This window comes from Planctomicrobium aquicomposti, from assembly GCF_051466325.1.
Taxonomy (GTDB): domain Bacteria; phylum Planctomycetota; class Planctomycetia; order Planctomycetales; family Planctomycetaceae; genus Planctomicrobium.
In genome coordinates, this window is sequence record NZ_CP195792.1 from 3,394,805 (window position 1) to 3,418,677 (window position 23,873).

Consider the following 23,873-nt stretch of genomic DNA (forward strand, 5'->3'; position numbering starts at 1 on the left):
TCCGAGGGGGGAACATTCCGAATTTGCGAACTGCCTGAGCCTCCTTCTCAAGCGACTGCATCCGACACTCCATCGCCCCAACAATGCCACCGGAATACCGATCAGGCAAAATAGTCCTGTGGGAAAATCCAGAAAAACAGGGCTGCGACATACGAGTTTTCCGGTTGCACCGGTTAGTAAACCGCGACCGGCAAAGGATGCCGGTCCCGTCGACCCTGCAGCGCCGGAATCCTGAATTCAACCGCTAGAGTCGCCCCGACCCGCAAAGTCGGTTGATTCATTACAGATTGGAATCATTCCGATCCGAATCATTGGATAACGCACCTTGCCGTTTCCGTGTTCCGGATTCCGAAGATGGTTCCCAATCAAAAATCCACCGATACTGCCTGGCTCCAGAAATGGAACAGACTTTCCCGGCGTCTGCGCCAGGAACTCTCTGCCCGCTACGCCCAGGCCGGACTCAATGAGTCCCGCGCCGCGGTGCTGGAGGTCCTTTCCGGTGCTCCGGAGGCGTGGACCCAGACCGAACTGGCAAACGACCTTTGCCTTTCGGAGTCCAATCTCTGTGCCCTGATCGAACGGATGCGCCGCGAGGGGCTGCTCTGCCGCGAGCGGAGCACCATCGATCGACGGAAAACGCTGCTGACAGCAACCGATCTGGGCCGCTCCAGCTGTGCCTCGATCGCCGAAATCAAGGCGGAGTTGGGGCTCGATCTCTCCGCCCACCTGACCCCTCAATTTTTCCAGCAGTTCAATCAGGTGCTCGACTCAATGTTGAGCGCCGTTGATGCTCTGAATCTGAACCTCCAGACCCAACGGAGGTCCGCATGACCAGCTCTCACCTGCGAACGAGCCGCGTGGCTCGCTGTCTCTCGCTGCTGGCCGGTTCCGCCATGCTGCTCGGCAATCTGGCCGGCTGTTCCCGCACCTTCTGGCGCGATCAGGCCGACCGTGACTCCTATGAAGCCATCACGGAAAAGCTGAACAATCCGCTCTGGAACCTTCCGCGCATTGACCTGACTCCCGACCCCCGCAGCCGCTTCTATGATCCGTTCAACCCGGATTGCGAACCGCTGCCTCCCGATGATCCGGCCGCGCATGTCTTCATGCACTGGGTCGACGGCTGGGAGGGGTACAAGGGATGGCACAAATTCGGCGACCTGATGTCGGTCGAAAATCCTCAGTGGATGGCCAATCTGGGTCTCAGCACCGATCTGATTGACCCCTTAACGGGGGAATACGTCGCCCCGGTCCCCGCCCTGAAGGGAGTCACACTCCCCGAAGCGGTGGAACTGGCACAGATCAACAACCGCGATTACCAGTTCCAGATCGAATCTGTCTACCTGGCTGCTCTGGCAGTGACATTCCAGAGATTCCAGTTTGGCGTTCGCTATCTGACCGCCAGCGGAGTCGAACCAACCGCCGGGGCCGCTGCGTTCTTTACACCGCACGGAGCACCGGACGGTGGGACAGGCAATGTCCGTGGAGGTGTCAGTCAGCTGCTCCCCGCCGGAACCCAGTATGCCGTGGAGTTCGCCAACAACACGCTCTGGCTGTTCAGCGGCGGAAGCGCCACCCGCTCGATGTCCACGCTCTCCTTTTCCATCGTACAGCCGCTGCTGTTCGGTGCGGGACGCAAGGTTGGTCTGGAAGGGCTGACACAGGCCGAGCGAGCCCTGTTGTATCAAGCTCGCGTCCTCGCCCGGTTCCGGCAGCAGCTGTTTACGGATGTCGTCGGCGGTCCCTCGGGATACCTCGTTCTGCTGCAGGATGTACAGCAGATCACCAACGCTCGTGGCAACGTCAAACGTCTGCAGGAGCAGGTCGATCGCCTGCTGGCGGAATCTGCCCGTAACAAGCAGTTTGCGAGTGTCACTCTCGAACAGCCGGTCGACATTCCGCCGGAACTGGCCACCAAGCTGGCCTACGAAGGGGATCCCCTCTACCGCCTATACTGGCGCAGTCCGGATCCGGTGACGGACGCGGAAATCGAGATGATGCGGAACCTTCGGCCAGATCCGGAGTTCCATCTGGCAGTGGACAACCTGATCAATCTGCTGAAGCAGGAGGTGGCGACCCTCGACGTGTTGAACCTGCAGTCCCAGCTGGCGAACTCGATCAATTCACTGCGCGCCTCAGAACGGGTGCTCCAGGACGATCTCGACAACTTCAAGCTGCTGCTGGGTTTACCAACAGACATGGAGCTGACGATTGACGATGATCTCCTGATCCCGTTTCAGCTGATCGATCCCCGTCTGACCGCTTTGGAGGATCAGGGAAAGGCGTTTGTGGAGCAGTGGGAAGCCCTGAATACGGATAATCCCGATCTCGCGACACTTCATAGGAGTTACGAAGAACTGCAGACCATCGTTCGCCGGGTTCAGGAAGAAGCCCTGAGTTACGTTCGGGCCGATCTGGCGGGCGTGCGGGCGGCTCTCCCCAAACGACTTGCAATGCTGGCTGAGGAAGCAGATCGGATTCAATTGCAGAAGGATATCTCGCGGGCCGAACTGCTGTACGAGGAGGCGGAACGTGATCTCGATCAGGTTCTGCTGGACGTGCAGGCCATCGGAGCCATGCTGCGGACGGAACCGCCCGCCAGCCAGCCGGGGTCCGAAGAAGATCCTGACCTCGTCCGGCGACGGGCGATTTACCAGGACATCGGGATGGTGCGGGAAGATGTCGTTCGACTCGCCCAGAACCTGGCAGTCGTCCAATTAAGCATGAGGGTGGAGCTAATCGAGGTTCAGCCCTTTGAAATTGCCATGCAGAATGCCATCGCCACGGCGATGGAAAATCGGCTGGATTTGATGAATGCGCGGGCTCAGGTGATGGATGCCCGGCGGCGCGTGGAAATTGCGGCAAATGCCCTGCAATCAGCCTTGAGTGTCGTCGTGGAAGGAGACTTCAATACACCCAACACAAATACACCGTTTGAGTTTCGTGGCGACCAGAGCCAGATTCGGGCAGGACTGCAGTTTACGGCTCCACTCGACCAGATTGACGAGCGGAATGCCTACCGGATCGCGCAGATCAATTATCAGCGGCAGCGGCGGGCCTATATGCTGTTCGAGGATCAGGTCAAACAGCAGGTCCGCGTCGCCTGGAGACAGCTGTTTGTGCTCAAGCAGAACCTCGAGACGTCCCGGCGGGCAGTCCGTCTGGCCGCTCTGCAGTATGATAACGCCGTGAACCAAAGCGCGGCTCCCGGAAGTGTCAACTCGACAACATCTTCCAGCAGTGGTAGCGGTCTGCAGGGTAACAACCTGAATACGGCGTTGTCACAATTGCTCAACGCCCAAAACCAGTTGATCGGAAACTATATCTCATACGAACGAAATCGGCTCAACATCTACCGTGATATGGGGATTATGGATATCATGGAGGATGGAATGTGGAACGATGCGTTCTATCGGAGTGAACTCAATGAGCAATCAAACCAACCGCGCGGGCCGTCTGCCGACCTGGATGCTCCTGGTACTGGCGATGCTGGCACTGGCTACAGTCGCCTGGGCGGGCGGGTTTCTGAAGACGGGCTGGTGGCCGTTCCCGAGCGAGGCGTCATCCGCCAAGTCAACGCCGAAAGACATGATCCTGGAGCGGGCTACCCGTGGGCCGTTTCTGATCACGCTGTCGGTTCAGGGGAATCTCGACAGCCAGAGAAACGCCACCCTGACCAGCCTCGTGGAAGGCTCGACAACGATTATCAGCATCGTCCCGGAAGGAACGATGGTGAAATCGGGCGAAGTGGTCTGTGAGCTCGATTCTTCACTCTTGCGTGAAAAAGCCAAGCAGCAGGAAATCACCTTCACCCAGGCCGGCTCCACCATGGCCCAGGCCACCGAAGCTCTCGAAATCCAGAAGCGGCAGAACCAGAGCGACGAGGCAGCAGCCCAACTGAAACTGGACCTCGCCCGCCTCGACCTCGTGTCGTTTGAAAAGGGGGAATACCCCAAGCAGGAGCAGCAGCTGAAGGCCAACCTCGCCCTGGCGAAGGAAGAAGAGTTACGGGCCAAGGAAACCTATGCCTTTTACTCGCAGCAGGTGAAAAAAGGATACCGGACCCAGAATGACCTCGAAGCGGCGCGCATCGCCGTCAAACAGGCCGAATACAAGGTGCAGGGGGCCCAGGAAGAACTGGAAGTGCTGCAGGAATACACCAAGAAGCGCAAGATGGCTGAGCTCAGCGCCAACTCAACCGAGTTTGAACGCGAACTGGAGCGGGTCCGGCTGCGTGGTCGCTCAACCCTGACACAGCTTGAAAAAGATGTGGAAGCCAAGAAGCTGACCTATGACGTCGAGAAGGATCGACTCGATAAAATTCTGGCTCAGATTGAAGCCTGCACAATCCGTGCTCCGCAGGACGGCGAAGTCGTTTACGCCAACAGCTCCAGCGGCGGTCGCCGATCCGGCGACACCGTCATGATCGAAGAAGGGGCGGCAGTCCGCGAACGCCAGGCCATCATCAATCTGCCCGACGTCACCCAGATGAAAGTGAACTGCCGCATCCACGAATCGCTTATCGGCTCGATTCGCCGGGGACTGCGAGCCAAGATCCGCATCGACGCCTATCCGGATGAAATCTTCAACGGTGAAATCTCTCACGTTTCCTCGGTGCCGATGTCGGGTAACTGGCCCAACATGGACCTCCGCGAATATCAGGCGGAAATCAAACTGACCGACGATGTCGATCGGATCAAGCGACTGCGTCCCGGACTGACCTCTCAGGTTGAGATTCTCGTCGACAATCGCGCCGACGTGCTTCAAGTTCCGGTGGTGGCGGTCGTCAACGTGGCTGACCGACAGCTCGCCTATGTCGAAGGGAAAAACGGAATCGAACGCCGGGATGTTAAGACCGGCATGACGAATCAGACCCACGTCGAGATCCTTGATGGCATCTCCGAAAACGAGCGGGTGCTGATGAGTCCACGCCGGACATTTGCCACGGAAATCACCCAGCTGCAGGCCGAATACAACGCCGAACGGAATAAAGAAGACCAGAAGGCGGCCGCCGCCACGGCGGTTCCACCGTCCGCGGCCGGAGAACCGGGAGCAGCCGGTCCTGCGAGCGGGCGACCTCGTGCTGAGGGGGCACGCGGCGAAGGCGAACGGGCCGGTGGCCGAGGTGCGGGGGGGAGCGGAGGAGCGGGAGGAGATCCCGCCGCCATGTTCGCCCGCCTCGACAAAGATGGCGACGGCAAGATTTCAAAGGACGAAGCCCCGGGCGGAATGCAGGACCGCTTTCCACAACTGGATAAGGACGGTGACGGTTTCCTCACCGTCGAAGAACTGGCTGCCGGACGACAGAACCGTCCGCCGCAGGCAGCCCCCTGATGACTCGAAGCATCCCGTTAATCACCTGATCCGGCAGTTGCTCTGGCGATCCCCTTGGACGTCAGGGCAGCTCCCACCCAACCGGATCACAAAACCGACCTCCCCCACATGGATCTCGCAGCCCGCCTTGTTGATCTTCAGAAGCACTATGATCTGGGCACCGTCCTGGTCAAAGCGCTGCGAGGAGTCACGCTGGATATTCCGCACGGCGATTTTCTGGCGATCATGGGATCGTCGGGAAGCGGCAAGAGCACACTGCTGAACCTGCTGGGGGCGCTCGACCGGCCAACCAGCGGCGAATACTACCTGCGTGGTCAGGACGTCTCCAAACTCTCCGATGACGAACTCTCCGCCAGCCGCAACAGCCTGATCGGCTTCATTTTCCAGTCATTCAACCTGATTCCGCAGTACACGGTACTGGAAAATATCGAGGTGCCGCTGCACTATCGGCCCGGCTATCCTCCCATCACTCAGGCCGACCACGACCGCTGCGAAGAGCTGGCGAAAAAAGTGGGACTCGGAACACGCCTCGATCACAAGCCGTTCCAGCTCTCCGGGGGACAGCAGCAACGCGTCGCCATTGCCCGTTCGCTGATTAACAATCCCGCCATCATCATGGCCGACGAACCGACCGGGAACCTCGATTCCAAGACCGGCGAAGAAATCATGGAACTCCTGAAAGCACTCAACGCCGAAGGGAGAACCATCATCATGGTGACACACGAACCCGACGTGGCTGAACAGGCCAAGAGACAGATTTTTATGAAAGACGGCGTCATCGCCGGCTACGGAGTTTTCCGGGGTTGATCGCACGAGGCAGGTCCGGCTCCCTCCCCACCCGCTGCTGCCCCCACCTGATCTTTTCCGATTGAAACACGATGTATCGACTGATTCGCACAATCAACCTGGCCATGAAAAGCCTGCTGCTGCACAAGCTGCGGTCGGGCCTGACCATGCTGGGAATTGTGTTCGGCGTGTTTTCGGTCATCGCCATGCTCGCCATCGGGGAAGGGGCCAGCCAACAGGCCCAGCAGCAGGTGCTGCAGCTGGGAGCGACCAATATCATCGTCCGCAGTGTTAAACCGCCCGAAGAATCCGCCAGCACTTCCGGCAACAGCCGCGTTCTCCGCTATGGACTGACCCGAGACGACCTGAAAGTCCTCGAGCGCACGCTCTCTTCGGTCACCGGAGTCGTCCCGGTCCGCGAAACCGTGTTTGAAGTCCGCTATCTGGAATGGGCTCTCAACGCGCGCATTGTGGGCTGCACGCCCGAGTATCTGGAGATGAACCACCTGAAGGTTGCCCGGGGCTCGTTTCTGACCGACCGCGATATCCACGACCGCACAAACAACTGTGTACTCGCGAACGGCACTGCCCAGGCTCTGTTCCCTACCAACGATCCGATCGGCCAATCGGTGCAGATCCGCAATCGGGCCTACCGGGTGATCGGTATCATGGAAGAGCGAACCGCCTCTGCCGCAGTTGGGGGGAGCCTTTCCGGGCAGGATTACAACAACGACGTTTACATTCCGCTGAGCACCTTTCAGGCCCGGATCAATACGTCCGACCTGATCATGAAAATGGGCTCGGGAAGCATGTCGGCCGAGTCGGTCGTTTTCGACCAGATCACACTCAAGGTCGACAGGGTCGAGGACGTCATTGGAACCGCTGATGTCGTCCGCGAAACCCTGCAACGCACCCACGGGGCCAAACAGGATTACGCGGTCGTGGTGCCGCTCGAACTTCTGAAGCAGGCGGATCAGCTGCGGAATATCTTCAATGTGGTGCTCGGCTCGATCGCCGGCATCAGCCTCCTGGTCGGGGGGATCGGCATTATGAACATCATGCTGGCGACGGTAACGGAACGGACCAGAGAAATCGGGATCCGCCGGGCACTCGGCGCACGACGCAACGATATTACCCAACAGTTTATTGTAGAAACCGTGGTGCTCTCCGGAACCGGCGGTCTGATCGGAATGGGACTGGGTCTGTTGACGCCCGTTGCCTTCCGCGGAATCAAATACCTGGTCCGCACCTATATTCTTGAGAACTCATCCGACTCCTCGGAAATGGGCCGGATGTTTCTCGACATGAGTCCACAAATCGCGGTCTGGAGCCTTCCGGTCGCGCTCGGATTTTCCGTCATGATCGGTCTGGTCTTCGGGGTTTATCCGGCTCGCGCGGCCGCCCGACTCGACCCGATCGAAGCCCTTCGTCACGAATAAGCCTTCCTCTCCCGTCACGTCAAAGATTGTGCAATCCCTACGGATGCCAATCGAAGCCATCCCTCCTGCGCTCGCCAGGCATCTTGCCAGTCCCGCCCTCGATCCGCGCTGTAAGAATTGAGCAGACGGATCACAAGGAGAAAATCATGCCCAGTCTCAATGCCACGCTGCGGAACGATCACCTGCGGATTTCCCTGCAGCCCCTCAACCCCGGTGCATCCACCCAGCAACTGGATGCGGAATTCAGTCAGTTGCTGGCCACGGCCCCCGCGTGCAAGGCCATCATCATTGACCTGTTCGGTTCGGGGCATGTCCCGGCCGCGATGGTGGCCCTGCTCGCCAAATGGCAGCTGTCCGCTCAGTCCGAGGGTCGCCGATTCCGACTGAACGGGATCAGCACGCTCGTCAACAGCGTGAATCAGCAACTCCGACGCTCCAAGCCCACCGAAGAACCTCGGGCTCTCGCTGGTTGAGCTGCGTCAACCCGATCCGCTCCCCACCTGGGGCGATGGCTCCGGGCAGCAACCGACGTCGAGTGTCACGTCCCGGAAAACATCCGGGACCGGGGCCTTCTCGGTTTCGCTGCCCGAGTTCGAGCCCAGCAGCCCTCACGCTGACGGAGAGGGGAGGGAAGATCTTAAGCTCGTGGTGATTCGATTCACCCGCTCAAGCCACGCGGGGACGTGCTTCTGATCCAGCGGTCGCGGACTGCGCAGAGCAGTGAAAGGCGACGCCCCCTGACAGCGCAGCGTCTTACAGGGCCACCGCCGGCTCGTCTGCCGGCGCTGTGTCCTGTGGGGGAACAGCAGATCCGCCGGGTGCTGCATCTCCTTCCGGAGCTTTTTGAGACGGGAGCTTTTTGAGTTCCTTCTCGATGCCGGACTTCAGCGAATCGTACGAAACGAGGCCCTCACCTCGAACCAGCGGCTTGCCTCGATCCAAAAGCACCAGTGTTGGCAGTGCGCTCGCCTGAAAGTAATGCGCCAGATCCGGATGACGGTCGACGTCGACCGACAGAATCTGCACCTGGTCGGCAATTTCCGGCTGCAGCCGTGTCAGGATTTCGTGCTGCTGCCTGCAGTACATGCACCAATCGGCCGTGAAATCCAACAGCACCAGCCGCGGATTGTTGACGACATTCTCCTGAAACCACTCGTCAACGGGCAGTTCCATCTCCTCCACTTTTGCCAGTTGGGGACCGCGCGGACCGAATTCCCGAAACAGCATCAGCAAGGCCATCACAACGCCGAGGACAATTAAGAGACGCGTCATGGCTGCTCCCGTTGAACGACTGAGTGGTGACAGGCGGAGTCGAGGCCAATTGCGTCGGCTTGACCGATCCGGCAGTCCGGGAACAGGATTCACGTTGCTCTCTGCCCGGTCCGTTCATGATAGGCAGGTTCGCCGCCCACGGGTAGGTCTCGCCAACAGGTACAGACCAAATCCAGCCCCCACGTCTGCATTGACGCTCCCTCACCGGTCACCCATGATTGAGAGCGACGAACTCACGAACTTGTCGCGGTTAAGGTGTTTGGCAGTAAAGGTGTTTGGTTGAAGAGAATTCGCAAACTGGGGGACCGTGCCAGCTATCAGGGAGGCTTTCTGTCGATCGGAAACTTCGATGGCGTCCATTGCGGACATCAGGCCATCCTGCGACAGCTGGTTCAGCGTGCCCACGCCCAGTCCGTTCCGGCAGTCGTGATGACCTTCGAACCGCATCCGATTTCGCTGCTGAAGCCCGAACATACTCCCCCCCGGTTGACCGATCCGGACACCAAAGCCCAGCTTCTGGGCGAAGCCGGAGTCGATGTCGTCTTCGAGTATCCCACCGACTGGGCACTTCTCAAACTGACTCCCGATGAGTTCTTTGAACAGCTCGTCCTGAATGAGTTCGATGCAAAGGGACTGGTTGAAGGTCCAAATTTCTTCTTCGGCCAACGCCGCGCGGGCAACGTCGAGACGTTACGGGAATTGTGTCACCGACACGGCAGAGCCATTGATGTCGTGCAGCCGACCGAGTTGAACGGGGTGATTGTTTCCTCGAGTCTCGTGCGTCAGGCCCTGAGCAGGGGAGAAGTCCGGAATGCCGCCCAATTACTCGGCCGCACTTACCGGGTCACGGGGATCGTTCAACGCGGAGCAGAGCGGGGACGGACCCTGGGATTTCCCACTGCCAACCTCGGTGAAATCCCGACCTTGCTTCCGGGAGAAGGGGTTTACGCCGGCCGATGTTGCACGCCCACGGGAAGCTATCTGAGCGCAGTGCACCTCGGTCCGAACCCGACATTCGCCGATGAGCAGAGAAAGGTGGAAATTCATCTGCTCGATTTCAGCGGCGATCTGTATGGAGAGCGGTTATCCCTGGAATTTCTCGACTTCATCAGACCGTTGACGCGGTTTGATTCCGCTGCTGAACTCGTGGCGCAGATCCATCGTGATGTCGCAGCAGTCCGGCAGCGCAACGTGTCACGCGGATGCCCTTGAACCTCCGGTCGCGTGCTTCTTGCCCCGTGGAGTGGTGCTTGCGTGCCAGTGAGAAACAGGCGGCGGGGGAATTCGCCAGTTCCACCAGCCTGAGCTGGAGACCGATTTGACCAGCTGATTTCCACAGCGAATCGGACTTGAAAGCGCCGATTGGACAACCGCGAAGCAGATCGTCATAATTGGCGGATGGAACGGTTCAGTCGAAAGAATTCACAGCCCGAGGTCGCCCACATTTTGTGTGGACTGCTTCGGGCTGAATGCGTTTCTAGAGCAGGTTGCTTTGCCCAGAGCCCGCGCAGCAAGCGTTTCGCCTGGTGAAATGCTCACTTCCGCGTGGCAAGAATGAGCTCATCAAAAGGCGAAAGGCAAACTGCTCTAGGGAGGGACTGATTCTGGATTTGCGAAACGGCGTTTGCAGCAAGAGACGGGTGTCGCGACGAGTGCCGGAATCGCAGCTGCAGTAATCCCCCTGTCTCGGGACGCAATTCCGGCCGACGTCACGTTCCGTCGCGCTGCTTCCAGCGCGTCCGTCAATGACCCCACGATTTGCAACGATCTCAAATGTTTACAGGACTGGTCGAAGGTTTCGGAACAGTGACCGCTCTCAGACCGCAAGGGGCTGCGATCGAGATCTCAGTACGCCCCGGTGCGGACTTTCCACGGCAGGACGACGTCCAGCTGGGTGACAGCGTCGCCATTAACGGCTGCTGTCTGACCGTGATTCGGATCGAGGCGAACGAATGGTCGTTCCAGGCAGGATCAGAGACCCTCTCCCGGACCAACCTCGGACAGCTGCAGACGGGTTCGCTGGTCAACCTTGAACGCTCTGTCCGCGCCAGCGATCGGCTGGGTGGGCATATCGTGCAGGGGCATGTCGATGCCTTGGGCCAGGTCGATGGCGTTCTGCAGGAAGGGGACTGGACGACCATGTGGTTTCAGGTCCCCGCAGCACTGACAAGGCAAATGGTTTCCAAGGGGAGCATCACCGTCGACGGTGTCTCGCTGACTCTCGTCAATGTGGAAGCAGACCGCTTCAGCGTGGCCCTCATCCCTCACACGTTGCAGCACACCACACTCGGCCGACGCCGTGTCGGCGACCTGGTGAACATCGAAACCGATATCATCGGGAAGTATCTCGAAAAGATGATGGGGAACATGAGCATGACGGAAGGAATCTACCCGAGAACTTCGTGATCCGCACTCCCTGTATCCCGGCCCGCCCGACACGCGTTGCAGCTGGTGCGATGCTGGATTCCGTGTGGCGAGGACGAAGCCATCAACCGACAAATCGCTACTCAACCAGCAACAGTGAGACGCTTCCCCAGACGAACCAGAAGATCCCCAGAAGCCAGGCGGGCAGAAAGAACAGGCTGCCTCCTCCGGTCAGCATTCCACCGAGCCAACCGCTCCGAAGCCAGCGATGAGTGAGATCGAACAGGGTGAGGAGGCCGCCCCCCACAACCATGAGAAAACTTTCTTCATTGCGACCAACCAGCGAACCCATCCAGATCGCAATCCCGAAGGAAGCCAGGAACATCAACAGACCCGACACATTGTAAAAGATCAAGGTGATTCGCTCCGGTCCGGAAATGACAGCGATGGCATGCATCTTGTTTCCGTCCGTTTTCGCAGTCAATGGAATTCTTCTTCACGGTCCGCAGCCAATTCAAGTGTGATAACACATGACCGACGTTGAACGGCAAACACGCTCGCACCTGATGCGGCTCTTCGAGCGGCAGGGACTTCGGCCGCGCACCGATCTGGGCCAGAACTTCCTGATCGATCTGAACATCATCGAATTTGTCGTCCGAGAAGCGGAACTGACCCCCGATGATGTGGTGCTCGAAATCGGCGCCGGGACCGGAGGCATGACGACGTTCATGGCCCGTGAAGCCGGACATGTCATCTCGGTCGAAGTCGACCGCAACATGCACAAGCTGGCCTCACTGGCAATCGCTCCCTACAGCAATGTCTCGTTGCTGCACATGGATGCCCTGAAGAACAAGAATCACTTTGCTCCCGTGATTCTGGAAACCATTGCCCGCGAGCTGGAAGTCAGCCCGCAACGGCGGCTGAAACTCGTCGCGAATCTCCCGTACAGCATCGCCACGCCGGTCATTTCGAACCTGGTCGCCTCCGAACTCCCCTGGATCCGGATGGTGGTGACCATTCAGTACGAGGTCGGCCTCCGCATGCAGTCGCAGCCAAGGCACGAGCACTACGGGGCGCTCTCCGTCTGGCTGCAATCGCAATGCGATGTCGAACTTGCCAAAAAGCTCGGGCCGACCGTCTTCTGGCCCCGTCCAAAGGTTGATTCGGCCGTGATGAAAGTGCTGCCCAATGCCGCTGCCCGCAGCCGCATCACGCATCGCGAATTCTTCCACGACTACATTCGCAGGGCCTTCAACTACCGCCGCAAGTTTCTACGCAGTGTCCTGTGTGGAATGTACAGCCAGCAGCTGGAGAAGTCGGACATCGATGCTGTCCTGGCCTCCATGGGCTTCGGCGAAGCGGTGCGCGCGGAAGAACTGGATGTCGCCACGCACATTGAGTTGGGAAATCGCCTGTTTGCCCGCATCGAGTCAATAACCAATCAACGTCCCGAAAATTAACAACCAGTCGCCGAGCTTACCCCTCCGCTGCTGAGGAACGATACCGGAAAAAAGTGAGGAGTCCCGAATATGCACGACCGCATTCTTGAAACTGGCCTGACATTTGACGACGTCCTGCTGGTACCGGCCTTCAGCGACCTGCTGCCCGGTGAGGCCGAGGTCTCATCGAGACTGACTCGCAACATCTCCGTCAACGTGCCGATCGTTTCCAGTCCGATGGACACGGTCACGGAAAGTGATATGGCCATCGGGATGGCCCAGGAGGGGGGCATCGGCATTATCCACAAGAATCTGTCGATCGAACAGCAGGCCCTCGAGGTGGACCGGGTGAAACGGAGCGAGCACGGGATCATTGTGGATCCAGTCACCCTGCGGCCCAACGCCAGCGTGCGAGATGCCATTAAATTGATGGACAGCCGCAACATCGGCGGTGTCCCGATCGTCGGTGAAGATGGGAAATTAAAAGGGATTCTGACGCGTCGCGATCTTCGCTTCCTCGATTCCGGCGACACCCGGGTCGAAGATGTGATGACGAAAGACAAGCTGGTCACAGCTCCGGAAGATACGAACCTGAAAGACGCGGAACGGATCTTGCGTGAAAACAAGGTCGAAAAGCTGTTGCTGGTCGATGAGCATTTCCAGCTCCGGGGGCTGATCACAATCAAGGACATCGACAAGAACCTCCGCTTTCCCCGGGCCAACAAGGATGCCCGCGGACGCCTGCGTGTTGGTGCGGCGGTCGGGGTGCACGACTATGAACGGGCCGAGCGACTGATCCATTCCGGAGTGGATGTCCTCACGGTCGACAGTGCCCACGGACATTCAGTCAATGTGATTGAGACGGTGCGGAAACTCAAAAGTCAGTGGCAGATCGACGTCATTGCCGGCAATATCGCTACTGCTGAAGGGGCGCTGGCGCTCGTCGAAGCGGGAGCCGACGGCGTCAAGGTGGGCATCGGCCCCGGTTCAATCTGCACAACCCGCATCATTTCTGGAGTGGGTGTCCCCCAGCTGACCGCCATCGCAAACGCAGCGAAAGCCATAAGTTCAACAGACGTCCCCATCATCGGCGACGGAGGAATCCGCTACAGCGGGGATATGACGAAGGCTCTCGCCGCCGGTGCCCATACCGTGATGCTGGGCGGTCTCCTCGCCGGTCTCGACGAGAGTCCGGGTGAAATGATTCTGTTTCAGGGACGGCGATTTAAGAGATATCGGGGGATGGGATCGTTAGGAGCGATGGTAAAGGGGAGTAGTGAGCGTTATCGGCAAAGCCTGACTGAAGAGGATGGGCGCGGAACGCCGAAACTGGTTCCGGAGGGTGTCGAAGGGCGTGTTCCGTACAAAGGACCGCTGAACAACCTCCTCTATCAACTCGTGGGGGGGCTGCGAGCAGGGATGGGATATCTGGGAGTCAGGACGATTGACGACCTCCGGACCCGCGCCAAATTCCTGCGTGTGTCAGCGGCCACGGTAAGGGAGAACCATCCGCATGACATCGCAATCACTCAAGAAGCGCCGAACTACACCACTGAGTACTCGCCGGTGGACGTGCTCTAGTTGGCAGATCCTGAAGCAGTGGAGCGCCGCTATCGGACTGGGGGCGGTACTGGCTGCTCCGACGACGGCAGCAGACGTGGCGGCCCACGTTCCCTCCACCGGCGCCCCGCGCCCGATGCCGGCCGCCCAGTGGACCTCGTGGCCTGTCACGCAAGTCAACTGGGAAGCCCCGGAAGGGACCACCGGCGACGCCGCAGCGCCAAGAGAATTCCCCGGCCGGGCAATCCCGCTGGGAGAATTCTGGAGCAGCACCAGCTTCGAACGGGTCGCCGCACCGGCGACGTTCGAGCTGGGGGATGACCTCTGGAGAACAACATCTCCACAAGTGCGCAATCTGTCTGCCGGTGACCGGCGGACCGCACAGGCGGGCGAGCCGACCCCGGCCCCACCCGCCTCGGGCAAGGTCCTGCTCCCCAGCCCCGCTCCCGACTACTCGGGAGATTCACTGATTCCACCGGCAGTTCCACCCGCGTTCGAAACCCCCAGGGGGGGACCACCGAAACCGCCCGATTTCGCTGTCGACGGCCCGTCTTCTCTGATTCCCGGAGCCGATGACGCGATCTTCCGGCCGATCGCCAAGATCCAGCCCTACTACGATTACTCACCGACCTCAGAAAGCCCGGGAGCCTATCTCTGTCCGCAGCCGAGCAGCATTCCGGATGATTTACGGGCCCGCTGCCCGGAAATTCTGGCACTGCCGTCGCACGGCTCGACTGCACGACACTTCCCCGAGACCGCCTTCCAGTGGGAAGCCTCCAACCTGTACCACAAGCCGCTCTACTTTGAAGACGTTCCTCTGGAACGTTATGGCCATGCCTTTCCCGACGGCGTACAACCCTTCGTCTCTGTCGGCAAGTTCGGAGTGCAGCTGGCAGCGCTGCCTTACCAGATCGCACTCGATCCGGTGTGGCGCGATCAGTACGTACTCGGTTACTATCGACCCGGCGATCCCGCACCGTACCTGTGCTATCGCGCTCCTTTGAACCTCAAAGCCGCAGCTGCAGCCGCCGGTGTCTATACGGGATTGATTTTCCTCGTGCAGTGACCCCGTAACCCACGCACCTCGGGCGACCGCCACGAGATGTCCGACCACACAAGAACACCGTTCCTTCCGGACGGTGTTCTTTGCTGAGGAGGAGCATTTTGACCGGGATTGCCCCGTCGTGGTCACGCGAACGTCAGCATTTCACCCGCTGAAACGCTCGAGCAGATTGCTCTTTCCAGTGCCCGCGCAGCAAGCGTTTCGGGGGCTGAAACGCTCTGTTCCGCGTGGCAAGAACGGGGAAATCAAAAAACAAAATGCTCTAGCGGCGCGATCGTCCGTCCGGCATCGCCAGACGTTGCCGCTGCACTTCGTAACACAGAATCCCGGCTGCCACCGCAGCATTGAGCGAACCGACATGCCCTTGCTGGGGGATGCAGAGTTGCTCATCGCATTCCGCCAGCAGAGCAGGGGAGACACCGACCCCCTCGTTGCCGATGATCAGCGCGAGCCCCGTTGTCATACGGGCGTCTGCCGGAGCAAGTTGCCCCTTCTCCGTTGCCGCCACAATTTTGAGACCCAGAGATTTCAACCGCTCACAGGTTGCGACGAGCGAGTCCGCTTGCGCGATTGACAGATAGTTCACCGCCCCGACTGAAGCCCGGGCCACATGCGAAGAAACATCCACCTGTCCGGCGGTGGGGACAATGACCGCATCGACCCCGAACAAATCGGCAGAGCGCAGAATCGACCCGAAATTGAAGGGATCCTGAATTCCATTGAGCAGCAGGATGAACGCCTGACGGGGGAGTGAACCGAGGACCTCATCCAGGGGCACATACGGGTACACAGGCATCCGGGCGACAAGCCCCTGATGATCTTTCGCGCCGCAGATGCGGGCGAGTTGCGATGCCTCCACAGGCTGGATGGCGATCCGACGGCTTTGGGCCAGCGACTGGACCTCGGTGACCGCATCCGCGGACATCCGCGAATCGTAAGCCAGTTCCAGCGGGAGCCAGCGACCGGCCCGCAGCGACTCCAGCACGGCATGCCGTCCCCAGAGCCAGCATTTCTGATGGTTCCCCAGCAGGCCGGCTTGTCGTTTTGCCCGCTGCTTCTTACCGACCACGACACACGCCTCGTTTCCGCTCGTGATTTTCCATCGACATGCGAGCAGGTTACTCGCTCCAGGGCCCGCAGCATACGTCGGGTGTGATGACTGGTTCACCACCACGTGGCAGGAACGGGACAATCAGAAGTTGAAATAGTCTATCCCGCCTTCCGTTCGGGCTGCGCAAACGATTTGCGTCTGGGGGGTTCACTCTTCCAGCGGCGGTGGACCCAGAAATATTGCTCGGGGGATCGGCGGATGGCCTGTTCGAGAGCGCTGGTGAACCGCTCGGTCAGATCCTGAACTTCATCGCGGGCATCCACCTGGGCGGCATCGATCACCGCCTCGCAGCCAACTTCGTAACGGACCCAGCGGCAGTTTTCGAAATCATCTTTCAACCGCCGACCGTAACCCACAACGACGAGGGCATTGTATTCGCGGGCGAGCAGGGCGATCGAACGGAAGGTCGACGCGGGTCGGCCAAAGAAGTTGACGAATACGCCCCGCTTCCCGGCATCCTGATCACAGAGCAGCCCCAGATTCCCACCCATCTGCAGAAGATCGACCATGCCGTCGAATCCTCCCGACTTCAGGAGCAGCTTGTGCCCTCCCTGTTCACGTGCCGCGACGAACCATTGGTGCAGGTAAGGATTGTCGAGTCGACGGGCCACCACGCCCATCTTGAAGCCGAACACCCCGAAGGTCGCGGTCGAGGCTTCCCAGTTGCCGAAGTGTCCTCCCAGCAGAAAAACCGGCCGACCGGAATTGAGAGCCTCCACCGCCGCTTTACGATTGCGAAAGACGATGACTTCGCGACAGTTTTCCAGCCGCAGCTTGCGGGGAAACTGGATCATCTCCGACACGAGCCGGAACAGATGCGTCCACATCTGCTCGATCAGATCGGCGACTTGGGCTTCGGAGTACTCCGGGAAGGCGATCCGGATGTTCTCGGCTGCCACATGAGACCGGGTCAACCGGTGCGGAAGAATCCGCACGAACACCCAGGCGAGCGTCTGTGACAGCCGTGCAATCAGTCGCGGGGGCAGAATTTCAAACAGGCAACCGACCATCCGGAAGCCGACATACTCGGCCCGCCAACGTACATCCTTGAACGTCATGATCCGTCTCTGAATTTCCGGGAGTTCGAACTCCCGGAGTTTCGCCGGTTTCAGGGGGATGGGTCAACAGGAAACCGGCACCGTAGAAGATCTCTCCGTTCTCCTGGCCAGCGCAGCCCGATCTGTTGCCGCTGGGTGGACCGCCCGATTCCGCGGGCGGATGGCCCGCCTGCCGACAGGGATGCTCGCCGATCACGATCCGTGGAACGCACCCAGGCGGCTCCCCCTGCGGACCAATCTCGCACGGGGTGGGGCAACTCCAGCCGGTGAAATCGCCCAGCCCGGCAATCGACCTATTTTGTTCGCTTGCGGGCAGTTTTCTTGGGTTCCGGCCGTTTCTTGGTCACCTTGGTCACGCTCGCACGGGAAGACGATTTTGACTTCTCTTCGCTGCGGGAAGTCGTCTTCTTGGCCGGGCGTTTCAGGCTGACAGCCTTGGCCGGCGCGGCTGCTTTGACAGCAGGAGCGGCGGACTTGCTGACGGGAGCGGGCTTCGCTGCCGGAGCTGGTTTGCGGGCCTTGCGCGGGTTCTTGAACAGGTCCACCAGCCGCTTCGCGGCATCGAACGGGTCGGGCGGCTCCTTTGCGGAGGGACCATCTTCAAATGCCGGACGCAGCTCCGCATCGGTCGCGGCGCATTTGAGGAGGTAGCAGATCTGGACCCCTTCCGCCTTCTTGACCGCCGATCGCAGGTCTTCCCCCGCGGCATCAATCGTCGAATCGCGCTCGGTCAGTCCCAGCCAGACCAGTACCTGGTGCATCGTCCGGTCGATCGGCAGCACATGGGCGCCCAGACCATGCTGCACCGTGTACAGCCGGGCAAAAGAAGTCTGGTGCGGAATTTCGCTCAGTTCCTTGAGCGCGACATCCTGGGTCTTGCGACGCAGCGGTTCGAGGTCGAACGCGTAGAACTTCTCGAAGGTGTGCTGCAGCGCCTCGCGAATGCGGGTTGCTTTCCAGTCCGCATCCTCCAGTTCGCCCAGCGACTCCTCGATCTCGCTGACGGAGGAGACGCGAATTTCATTCAGGTCGAAGAATGAGTCCAGCATTTTGCTGAACGCCGCTTCTGCATTTTCGTGCGTGGAATCTTCGAGACAAATGGCGAACAGCAGCGTCTCGAACGTGGGCCGCGTCTCTTTCGGAAGCGACCCGCCGTATCGGCGTTTCAGTTCGACGACAAGCTTCTTCAGAATCGTCTGCTTGTCGGCTGCCTTCAGTGCTTTGGCAGGCATCAATGCCTCCGGTCCTGTGCTGAAATTTCGCGGTGTGGTCAGTACAAAAGCCCGGCCCTGGCCGGACAGTGGTGTTTCTGCAGTGATATTTCTTCAGTGGTGTTTCGTGAGGTTGCCGCTGCAGCAACGCCATTCGCCGACGGAACAATGTGTTTTCGCCTCAACGGCAAGGCGACTGGAGCGGATCCGTCCCGTCCGTCAGAGCATTCCGGCAGGCGGAGAGTCGCTCAGTCGAACGTGGGTAAGTCGGCATTCTGCTCCGGCGGCCGCATCCCGAAGCCCCCTGGAACGCGGGCTTATTCCTCTTCTTCTCCCGAGTTGTCTTCGTCATCCTCATCGTCACCATCAACGTCGACCGGATCAGATTCCCCTTCGGCCGGCTGCAGGTCGCGGAGAACCCGTGAGACTTCAATACTCTTCTTCACGCCCTCATCGACCACAAAGGTCAATACGGGAGTCAGCCGCAATTGCAACTCATCCGCGATTCGAGACTGAATAAACCCGCGAGCGGAGTTCAGCCCCTTCAGCGAAAGTCGGGCAGTCTTCGCATCTCCCATGATGCTGACATAGATCTTTGCGGTCCGCAGATCTTCAGCCGCTTCCACGGAAAGAATGGTGACATTCTTCACGCGGGGATCACGCAATTCAAAGAGAATTGCCGTGCTGACAACTTGCCGGAGCGCTGCTGCAACCTTGGCGGTTCGTCGATTTGCCACGTGTCCACCGCCTCCTTTCCGTCAATCCTACCGGGCTACCGCGTTCACTGAACAGCGATTCGAATCACTCGTCCAGCGACCGTTTCCGCTCATCGATGCGGAACGCTTCCAGCAGATCCCCTTCCTTGACGTCGTTGAAGCCTTCGAGACGAATCCCGCATTCGAAGCCTTCACGGACTTCGCGGGCGTCGTCTTTCTCTCGCTTCAGCGAGGCGATGGAGTAACTGTTGAGAATGGTCTGATCGCGGATCACATGCACGCGGTTCGAACGATCGATCGTGCCGTTGAGCACGCGACATCCCGCGACGGTTCCAACCCGGCTGATGCTGAACGTCCGCAACACAAGTGCCCGGCCTGTCGGAACTTCGATCTTCTCTGGTTCGAGCAGACCTTCCAGCGCTTTGCGGATGTCTTCGGTCACCTTGTAGATGATCTTGTAACGGCGGATCTCGATCTCTTCCTGGGCTGCGAGCGATTCGGCACGATCTTCCGCGATCACATGGAAGGCAATGACAATCGCGCTGGTCGACGCCGCGAGGTAGATATCGCTCTCGTTGACCCCACCGACCCCTTCGTGCAGGATCTTGATCCGCACTTCGGGATGCTCGATCTTCATCAGTTCGCCCCGAATCGCTTCGAGTGAGCCGGGGGTATCGGCCTTGATGATCAACGGCAGGTCTTTGACACCCGCGCCACGTGCTGAGAAGAAATCTTCCAGCGACATCGGGCCACCGCGACCCGCGAGCGATGCGGTCCGTCCGCGGCTGCGCCGCTGTTCGGCGTATTCGCGGGCTTCGTCGATGTCATCCATCACAAACACATGATCGCCGGCTCCCGGAACCTGATCGAGTCCCGCGATTTTGACCGGAGTGGACGGTCCGGCGGACTGAATTTCCTCGCCGCGATCGGTATACATTGCTCGCACGCGTCCGTAAGCCGGACCGCACAGCACGAGATCTCCCACCCGCAACGTTCCCTGACGAATGATCACCCAGGCCAGCGGTCCGCGGCCTTCGTCGCGGAAAGCTTCCAGACACACACCGTCGGCCGGAACGTCGACAGGAGACTTTAGCTCGTTCAGTTCCGCGGTCACCAGCAAGGTTTCCAGCAGGTCGTCGATACCGATGCCCTGCAGACCCGAGACGCGGACTACTTCCACGTCGCCCCCCCACTCGGAGGGGAGAATGCCATGCTGCGACAGTTCGGTCAGAACCTTCTGCTGGTTGACGTTGGGGAGATCGATCTTGTTCATCGCCACGACGATCGGCACGCCCGCCGCCTTGGCGTGACTGATGCACTCCACCGTCTGCGGCATGACGCCGTCGTCGGCAGCGACCACGAGTACGATAATGTCGGTCACATTCGCACCGCGAGCCCGCATTTCGCCGAAGGCGGCGTGGCCGGGGGTATCGACGAATGTGAGCTTCTGACCGTTGTGCGTTACCTGGTAGGCAGCAATGTGCTGGGTAATGCCTCCCGCTTCGCCAGCGGCCACGTTCGAGGCCCGCAGGCGATCGACCAGCGTCGTTTTTCCGTGGTCGACGTGTCCGAGCACCGTGATGATCGGGGGACGGATCTGCATTTCCGCTTCCTTCACGCCCTCATGGCTGGAGATGCGGGCTTCGAGCACGTCCTCGAAGTCGGTCTCCTGCTCGATGTTGAGCTCCACACCCATTTCCATGGCGATTTCGAGCGCGGTCTCTTCTTCGATGATGTCGTTGATGGTGACCATTTTCCCCTGCTTGAACAGCACGGTGATCAGGTCACGGGCGGGGCGCCCCATCGCTTCGGACAGGCTGCGGATGGTAATCGGAACCGAGATCGTCGCTTCGCTTTTGCGCTCGGTCGCTCCGACGGACCGGCGATGCCGCTTGGCCGTTTTGACAACGACGTCCTCGTCCTCGCCTCCGGTGCGGGTCTTCTGGCGTTTCTTGCGGCGGGCTTCGCGGGCTTCTTCGAGACTCAGACCGCGCTGTGCCTTCCCCTTGGCGGCGACTTCTTCTTCTTCAGCTACGGTGGGCCGACGTGTGGCATCGTCCCGGTTCTTCTTGAGAATGTCCGCCAGTTTGTTCTTCTTGAGAACGTCTCCCGTGAGCGCCAGATCGGGCTTCTGCACGAGTTCTTCGGTCTTCTTGATGACCGGTGGCTTAAACGACGGCTGGGCCAGCGACGGGAGCACAGGTCCGCGCTTTTTATCGCGGCGATTGGGGATTGCCTCCGTCGGACGCACGCTGCCGTGCGGCTTCATTTCACGAATGGCCGACATGCCGCCAACGCCACCGGGGCCGATGTAGTCAGAGCGGCTGATCGGCGCCCGGGGCCGCATGGTTTCCACCGGTTTTTCCGCAACGGGTGGAGCGGGGGGAGGAGCAGGTTCAGCAACTGTTTGCACGGGCACTTCGCTAGGAGGGACTTCCTGTGGGATTTCGACAACGGGGGGCGAAATCTCTGCGGCCACAGGAGGCTCTACGACCGCGGGGATCTCAACAACGGGCTCTGGCTCGACGGTCGCCACCGCCACTTCGGGGGTCGTCGCCGCGACTTCGAATTCGGCTTCGGGTGACTGAGCCGATTCCTTGCGCGGCGGGCGGCGGGTCCGCATCTGACCGGCAAGTGGTCCCAGATCCCGAATTTCGCGGATCGGAACATGCGGACGCATCTCTTCCCGGGCGGGAATCGCCGGCTCTGCTTCCGCAGGACCGCTGGAGGGGCCGCTGCCACCAATTTTCTGCAGGTGGTTCATCAGCACATCGCGCTCATCGGGCGTGATGCTGGCCAATGGAGAACTCTTCACATCCAGCCCTGCGTCGTTGCAGTGCTGAATCAAATCTTTACTGTCGAGTCCCAGTTCCTTCGCCAAGGCGAAGATGCGGATCTTCAATCGACACCCCTTATCAGTAGTTTGCTTCGCTTCCACCGGCCGCGAATCCGGTGGAAGACTCAATCACGTTGACGTCATGGCGGAGACGTCCTCATATTCAGGCAGCATGTTCAAACCCATGAAAAGCGACACGCCGCGCCCCGCTCGCGTCGCCCTCGTCCCTCAGTCTTGCTACGTTGACGACGCCGCCTCCGACGGCGGTGTCTCGCTGACGTCCTCGCGATCTGAGGCCGTCACCACATCCGAAGAATCGGAAGAGCCTTTCGATTCTTCTGCGGCACTCGCCGACTCTTCGCCAGCGGCAGTTCCTTCTTCGCCCAATGGATTGCCGGTCATGGCGTCCAGTTCTGCCGCTTCGCGTTCCACGCGTTTGGCTTCACGTTCGATTGCCTTGCGCCGGTCGGTCTCTTTTTCTTCCCGTTCGGCTTCGCGCTCAGCGACCTCGACGATCTCTTCGCACTCTTCCGGACCGAGTCCGCTGAGCTGCTGCAGATGATCGGGCTCAATCACCGACAAGTCTTCGAAGCTGAAAAAGCCTTGCGAAACCAGTGCTTCAGCCAATTGGTCGGTCACATGCGGGACCTGTCCGAAGGCTGCCACCGAACGTTCCAGCTGCTCGTCCAGCTCATCCTGGGTCATGACTTCGATGTCCCAGCCGACCAGCTTGCTGGCCAGACGCACGTTCTGTCCTTTTTTACCGATTGCCAGTGACAGCTGGTCTTCGCGCACCAGCACGATCACCCGCCCCAGCATCGGACAGAGGATCACGTCTTCAACTTCTGCCGGCTGCATGGCATTGGGGATCAAGACCTGCAGCGAATCATTCCAGCGGACGATATCAATCCGTTCGCCGTCCAGTTCATCGACAATGGTCTTGATGCGCGAGCCCCGCACGCCAACACAGGCACCGACACAGTCGATGTTGTTGTCGTAGCAGGAAACCGCCACCTTGGAGCGATAGCCAGCTTCACGGGCCAGCGACCGGACTTCGATCACCCGCTCCGAAACTTCAGGAATTTCCACTTCGAACAGACGACGGACGAGTTCGGGGTGGACCCGGGAGAGGACCACCTTGATCCGGCTTCCCACCTTGCGTACTTCCAGTACAACGGCGCGGACCCGATCACCGACCCGATGCATCTCTCCGGGGATCTGCTCACTCTTGGGTAGAATCGCTTCGACTTTGCCGAGGTTGACGGAGGCCACTCCGTGGTCGACACGGACGACGACACCATTTACCAGATGCGACCGCAGTTCGGTAAACTCGTCATAGAGAGCATCCCGTTCCGCTTCGCGAATTTTCTGAATCATCACCTGCTTGGCGGTCTGGGCGGCGATGCGTCCCAGCAGGTCTCCCAGTTCATCCTTGGGGAGATCTTTGCCGTCGAGTTTTGCGCTGGCTTCACCGGTCGTCCGGTGAATCTGAATCACGATCTCACGGTCTTCGCCATAATGTTTGCGGGCGGCGGAAAGAATTGCAGCTTCGATCCCGCTGAACACGATTTCCTTATCGATCCCTTTATCACGGTGGATGGCGTCGACGATGCGTAAGACCTCGTTGCCGTTCATGATTTCTGCCGTCTATGTTGAAAAAAAAGAGCGGGCACAAAGTCCCACT

Annotated in this window: 19 protein-coding genes; 11 read left to right on the forward strand and 8 right to left on the reverse strand. The window is 59.7% G+C overall.

The window, feature by feature from the left end; all coding sequences use genetic code 11:
• The first annotated feature begins 354 nt into the window (after window positions 1–354).
• The 6 genes from SH664x_RS13060 (at window position 355) to SH664x_RS13085 (ending at window position 8,032) form a co-directional block, all read left to right on the forward strand.
• Entirely contained in the window at window positions 355–831 is a 477-nt protein-coding gene (locus tag SH664x_RS13060; RefSeq protein ID WP_437201580.1) for a MarR family winged helix-turn-helix transcriptional regulator, read from the forward strand.
• A complete protein-coding gene (locus SH664x_RS13065) occupies window positions 828–3,758 on the forward strand; it encodes a TolC family protein (protein WP_437201582.1) in 2,931 nt (976 codons plus the stop codon). Before SH664x_RS13060 ends, SH664x_RS13065 begins: the two co-directional genes overlap by 4 nt.
• Entirely contained in the window at window positions 3,685–5,334 is a 1,650-nt protein-coding gene (locus tag SH664x_RS13070) for an HlyD family efflux transporter periplasmic adaptor subunit (RefSeq protein WP_437201584.1), read from the forward strand. The genes SH664x_RS13065 and SH664x_RS13070 overlap by 74 nt, the downstream gene beginning before the upstream one ends.
• 108 nt (window positions 5,335–5,442) lie before the next feature.
• Window positions 5,443–6,141 carry an ABC transporter ATP-binding protein gene (locus SH664x_RS13075; RefSeq protein ID WP_437201586.1) on the forward strand — a complete coding sequence of 233 codons (699 nt, stop codon included), beginning with the start codon at window positions 5,443–5,445 and terminating at the stop codon, window positions 6,139–6,141.
• A 71-nt stretch (window positions 6,142–6,212) separates the two neighbouring features.
• A complete protein-coding gene (locus SH664x_RS13080; protein ID WP_437201588.1) occupies window positions 6,213–7,559 on the forward strand; it encodes an ABC transporter permease in 1,347 nt (448 codons plus the stop codon).
• Between the two features lie 146 nt (window positions 7,560–7,705).
• Entirely contained in the window at window positions 7,706–8,032 is a 327-nt protein-coding gene (locus SH664x_RS13085; RefSeq protein ID WP_437201590.1) for a hypothetical protein, read from the forward strand.
• 280 nt (window positions 8,033–8,312) lie between these two features.
• Here SH664x_RS13085 and SH664x_RS13090 read toward each other — a convergent pair whose 3' ends face one another.
• Window positions 8,313–8,831, reverse strand: a complete 519-nt coding sequence (locus SH664x_RS13090; protein WP_437201592.1) for a thioredoxin family protein — start codon at window positions 8,829–8,831, stop codon at window positions 8,313–8,315.
• 279 nt (window positions 8,832–9,110) lie between these two features.
• Between SH664x_RS13090 and SH664x_RS13095 the strand changes: the two genes are divergently transcribed.
• The gene (locus SH664x_RS13095; protein WP_437201594.1) at window positions 9,111–10,043 is read left to right on the forward strand and encodes a bifunctional riboflavin kinase/FAD synthetase; all 933 of its coding nucleotides are present in this window, start codon (window positions 9,111–9,113) and stop codon (window positions 10,041–10,043) included.
• A gap of 561 nt (window positions 10,044–10,604) precedes the next feature.
• Window positions 10,605–11,237, forward strand: a complete 633-nt coding sequence (locus tag SH664x_RS13100; RefSeq protein WP_437201595.1) for a riboflavin synthase — start codon at window positions 10,605–10,607, stop codon at window positions 11,235–11,237.
• Window positions 11,238–11,334: 97 nt separating this feature from the next.
• Here SH664x_RS13100 and SH664x_RS13105 read toward each other — a convergent pair whose 3' ends face one another.
• Entirely contained in the window at window positions 11,335–11,652 is a 318-nt protein-coding gene (locus SH664x_RS13105) for a hypothetical protein (RefSeq protein WP_437201597.1), read from the reverse strand.
• A 73-nt stretch (window positions 11,653–11,725) separates the two neighbouring features.
• Between SH664x_RS13105 and rsmA the strand changes: the two genes are divergently transcribed.
• The 3 genes from rsmA (at window position 11,726) to SH664x_RS13120 (ending at window position 15,260) form a co-directional block, all read left to right on the forward strand.
• Complete coding sequence (gene rsmA / locus SH664x_RS13110) at window positions 11,726–12,655, forward strand: 16S rRNA (adenine(1518)-N(6)/adenine(1519)-N(6))-dimethyltransferase RsmA (RefSeq protein ID WP_437201599.1); 930 nt, start codon at window positions 11,726–11,728, stop codon at window positions 12,653–12,655.
• A gap of 69 nt (window positions 12,656–12,724) precedes the next feature.
• A complete protein-coding gene (gene guaB / locus SH664x_RS13115) occupies window positions 12,725–14,215 on the forward strand; it encodes an IMP dehydrogenase (protein ID WP_437201601.1) in 1,491 nt (496 codons plus the stop codon).
• A 76-nt stretch (window positions 14,216–14,291) separates the two neighbouring features.
• Window positions 14,292–15,260: a hypothetical protein gene (locus SH664x_RS13120; protein WP_437201602.1), complete on the forward strand. Its 969-nt coding sequence runs from the start codon at window positions 14,292–14,294 to the stop codon at window positions 15,258–15,260.
• Window positions 15,261–15,519: 259 nt separating this feature from the next.
• Here SH664x_RS13120 and rlmB read toward each other — a convergent pair whose 3' ends face one another.
• The 6 genes from rlmB to nusA all read right to left on the reverse strand — a co-directional run bounded on the left by rlmB (window position 15,520) and on the right by nusA (window position 23,824).
• Complete coding sequence (gene rlmB / locus SH664x_RS13125; protein WP_437201604.1) at window positions 15,520–16,326, reverse strand: 23S rRNA (guanosine(2251)-2'-O)-methyltransferase RlmB; 807 nt, start codon at window positions 16,324–16,326, stop codon at window positions 15,520–15,522.
• A 140-nt stretch (window positions 16,327–16,466) separates the two neighbouring features.
• Window positions 16,467–17,426 carry a lysophospholipid acyltransferase family protein gene (locus SH664x_RS13130; protein ID WP_437201605.1) on the reverse strand — a complete coding sequence of 320 codons (960 nt, stop codon included), beginning with the start codon at window positions 17,424–17,426 and terminating at the stop codon, window positions 16,467–16,469.
• Window positions 17,427–17,719: 293 nt separating this feature from the next.
• Window positions 17,720–18,658: a hypothetical protein gene (locus SH664x_RS13135; RefSeq protein ID WP_437201606.1), complete on the reverse strand. Its 939-nt coding sequence runs from the start codon at window positions 18,656–18,658 to the stop codon at window positions 17,720–17,722.
• Between the two features lie 296 nt (window positions 18,659–18,954).
• Window positions 18,955–19,374 (reverse strand): 30S ribosome-binding factor RbfA, encoded by a 420-nt coding sequence (gene rbfA / locus SH664x_RS13140; protein WP_437201608.1) that lies wholly within the window; start codon window positions 19,372–19,374, stop codon window positions 18,955–18,957.
• A 64-nt stretch (window positions 19,375–19,438) separates the two neighbouring features.
• Window positions 19,439–22,291, reverse strand: a complete 2,853-nt coding sequence (gene infB / locus SH664x_RS13145; protein WP_437201610.1) for a translation initiation factor IF-2 — start codon at window positions 22,289–22,291, stop codon at window positions 19,439–19,441.
• Between the two features lie 135 nt (window positions 22,292–22,426).
• Complete coding sequence (gene nusA, locus SH664x_RS13150) at window positions 22,427–23,824, reverse strand: transcription termination factor NusA (protein ID WP_437201611.1); 1,398 nt, start codon at window positions 23,822–23,824, stop codon at window positions 22,427–22,429.
• Between the last annotated feature and the right edge of the window lie 49 nt (window positions 23,825–23,873).

Coding starts and splice junctions, on each gene's coding strand:
- SH664x_RS13060 (WP_437201580.1), top strand. CDS start 355: ATGGTTCCCAATCAAAAATCCACCGATACTGCCTGGCTCCAGAAATGG.
- SH664x_RS13065 (WP_437201582.1), top strand. CDS start 828: ATGACCAGCTCTCACCTGCGAACGAGCCGCGTGGCTCGCTGTCTCTCG.
- SH664x_RS13075 (WP_437201586.1), top strand. CDS start 5,443: ATGGATCTCGCAGCCCGCCTTGTTGATCTTCAGAAGCACTATGATCTG.
- SH664x_RS13080 (WP_437201588.1), top strand. CDS start 6,213: ATGTATCGACTGATTCGCACAATCAACCTGGCCATGAAAAGCCTGCTG.
- SH664x_RS13085 (WP_437201590.1), top strand. CDS start 7,706: ATGCCCAGTCTCAATGCCACGCTGCGGAACGATCACCTGCGGATTTCC.
- SH664x_RS13090 (WP_437201592.1), bottom strand. CDS start 8,831: ATGACGCGTCTCTTAATTGTCCTCGGCGTTGTGATGGCCTTGCTGATG.
- SH664x_RS13100 (WP_437201595.1), top strand. CDS start 10,605: ATGTTTACAGGACTGGTCGAAGGTTTCGGAACAGTGACCGCTCTCAGA.
- SH664x_RS13105 (WP_437201597.1), bottom strand. CDS start 11,652: ATGCATGCCATCGCTGTCATTTCCGGACCGGAGCGAATCACCTTGATC.
- rsmA (WP_437201599.1), top strand. CDS start 11,726: ATGACCGACGTTGAACGGCAAACACGCTCGCACCTGATGCGGCTCTTC.
- guaB (WP_437201601.1), top strand. CDS start 12,725: ATGCACGACCGCATTCTTGAAACTGGCCTGACATTTGACGACGTCCTG.
- SH664x_RS13130 (WP_437201605.1), bottom strand. CDS start 17,426: ATGACGTTCAAGGATGTACGTTGGCGGGCCGAGTATGTCGGCTTCCGG.
- SH664x_RS13135 (WP_437201606.1), bottom strand. CDS start 18,658: ATGCCTGCCAAAGCACTGAAGGCAGCCGACAAGCAGACGATTCTGAAG.
- nusA (WP_437201611.1), bottom strand. CDS start 23,824: ATGAACGGCAACGAGGTCTTACGCATCGTCGACGCCATCCACCGTGAT.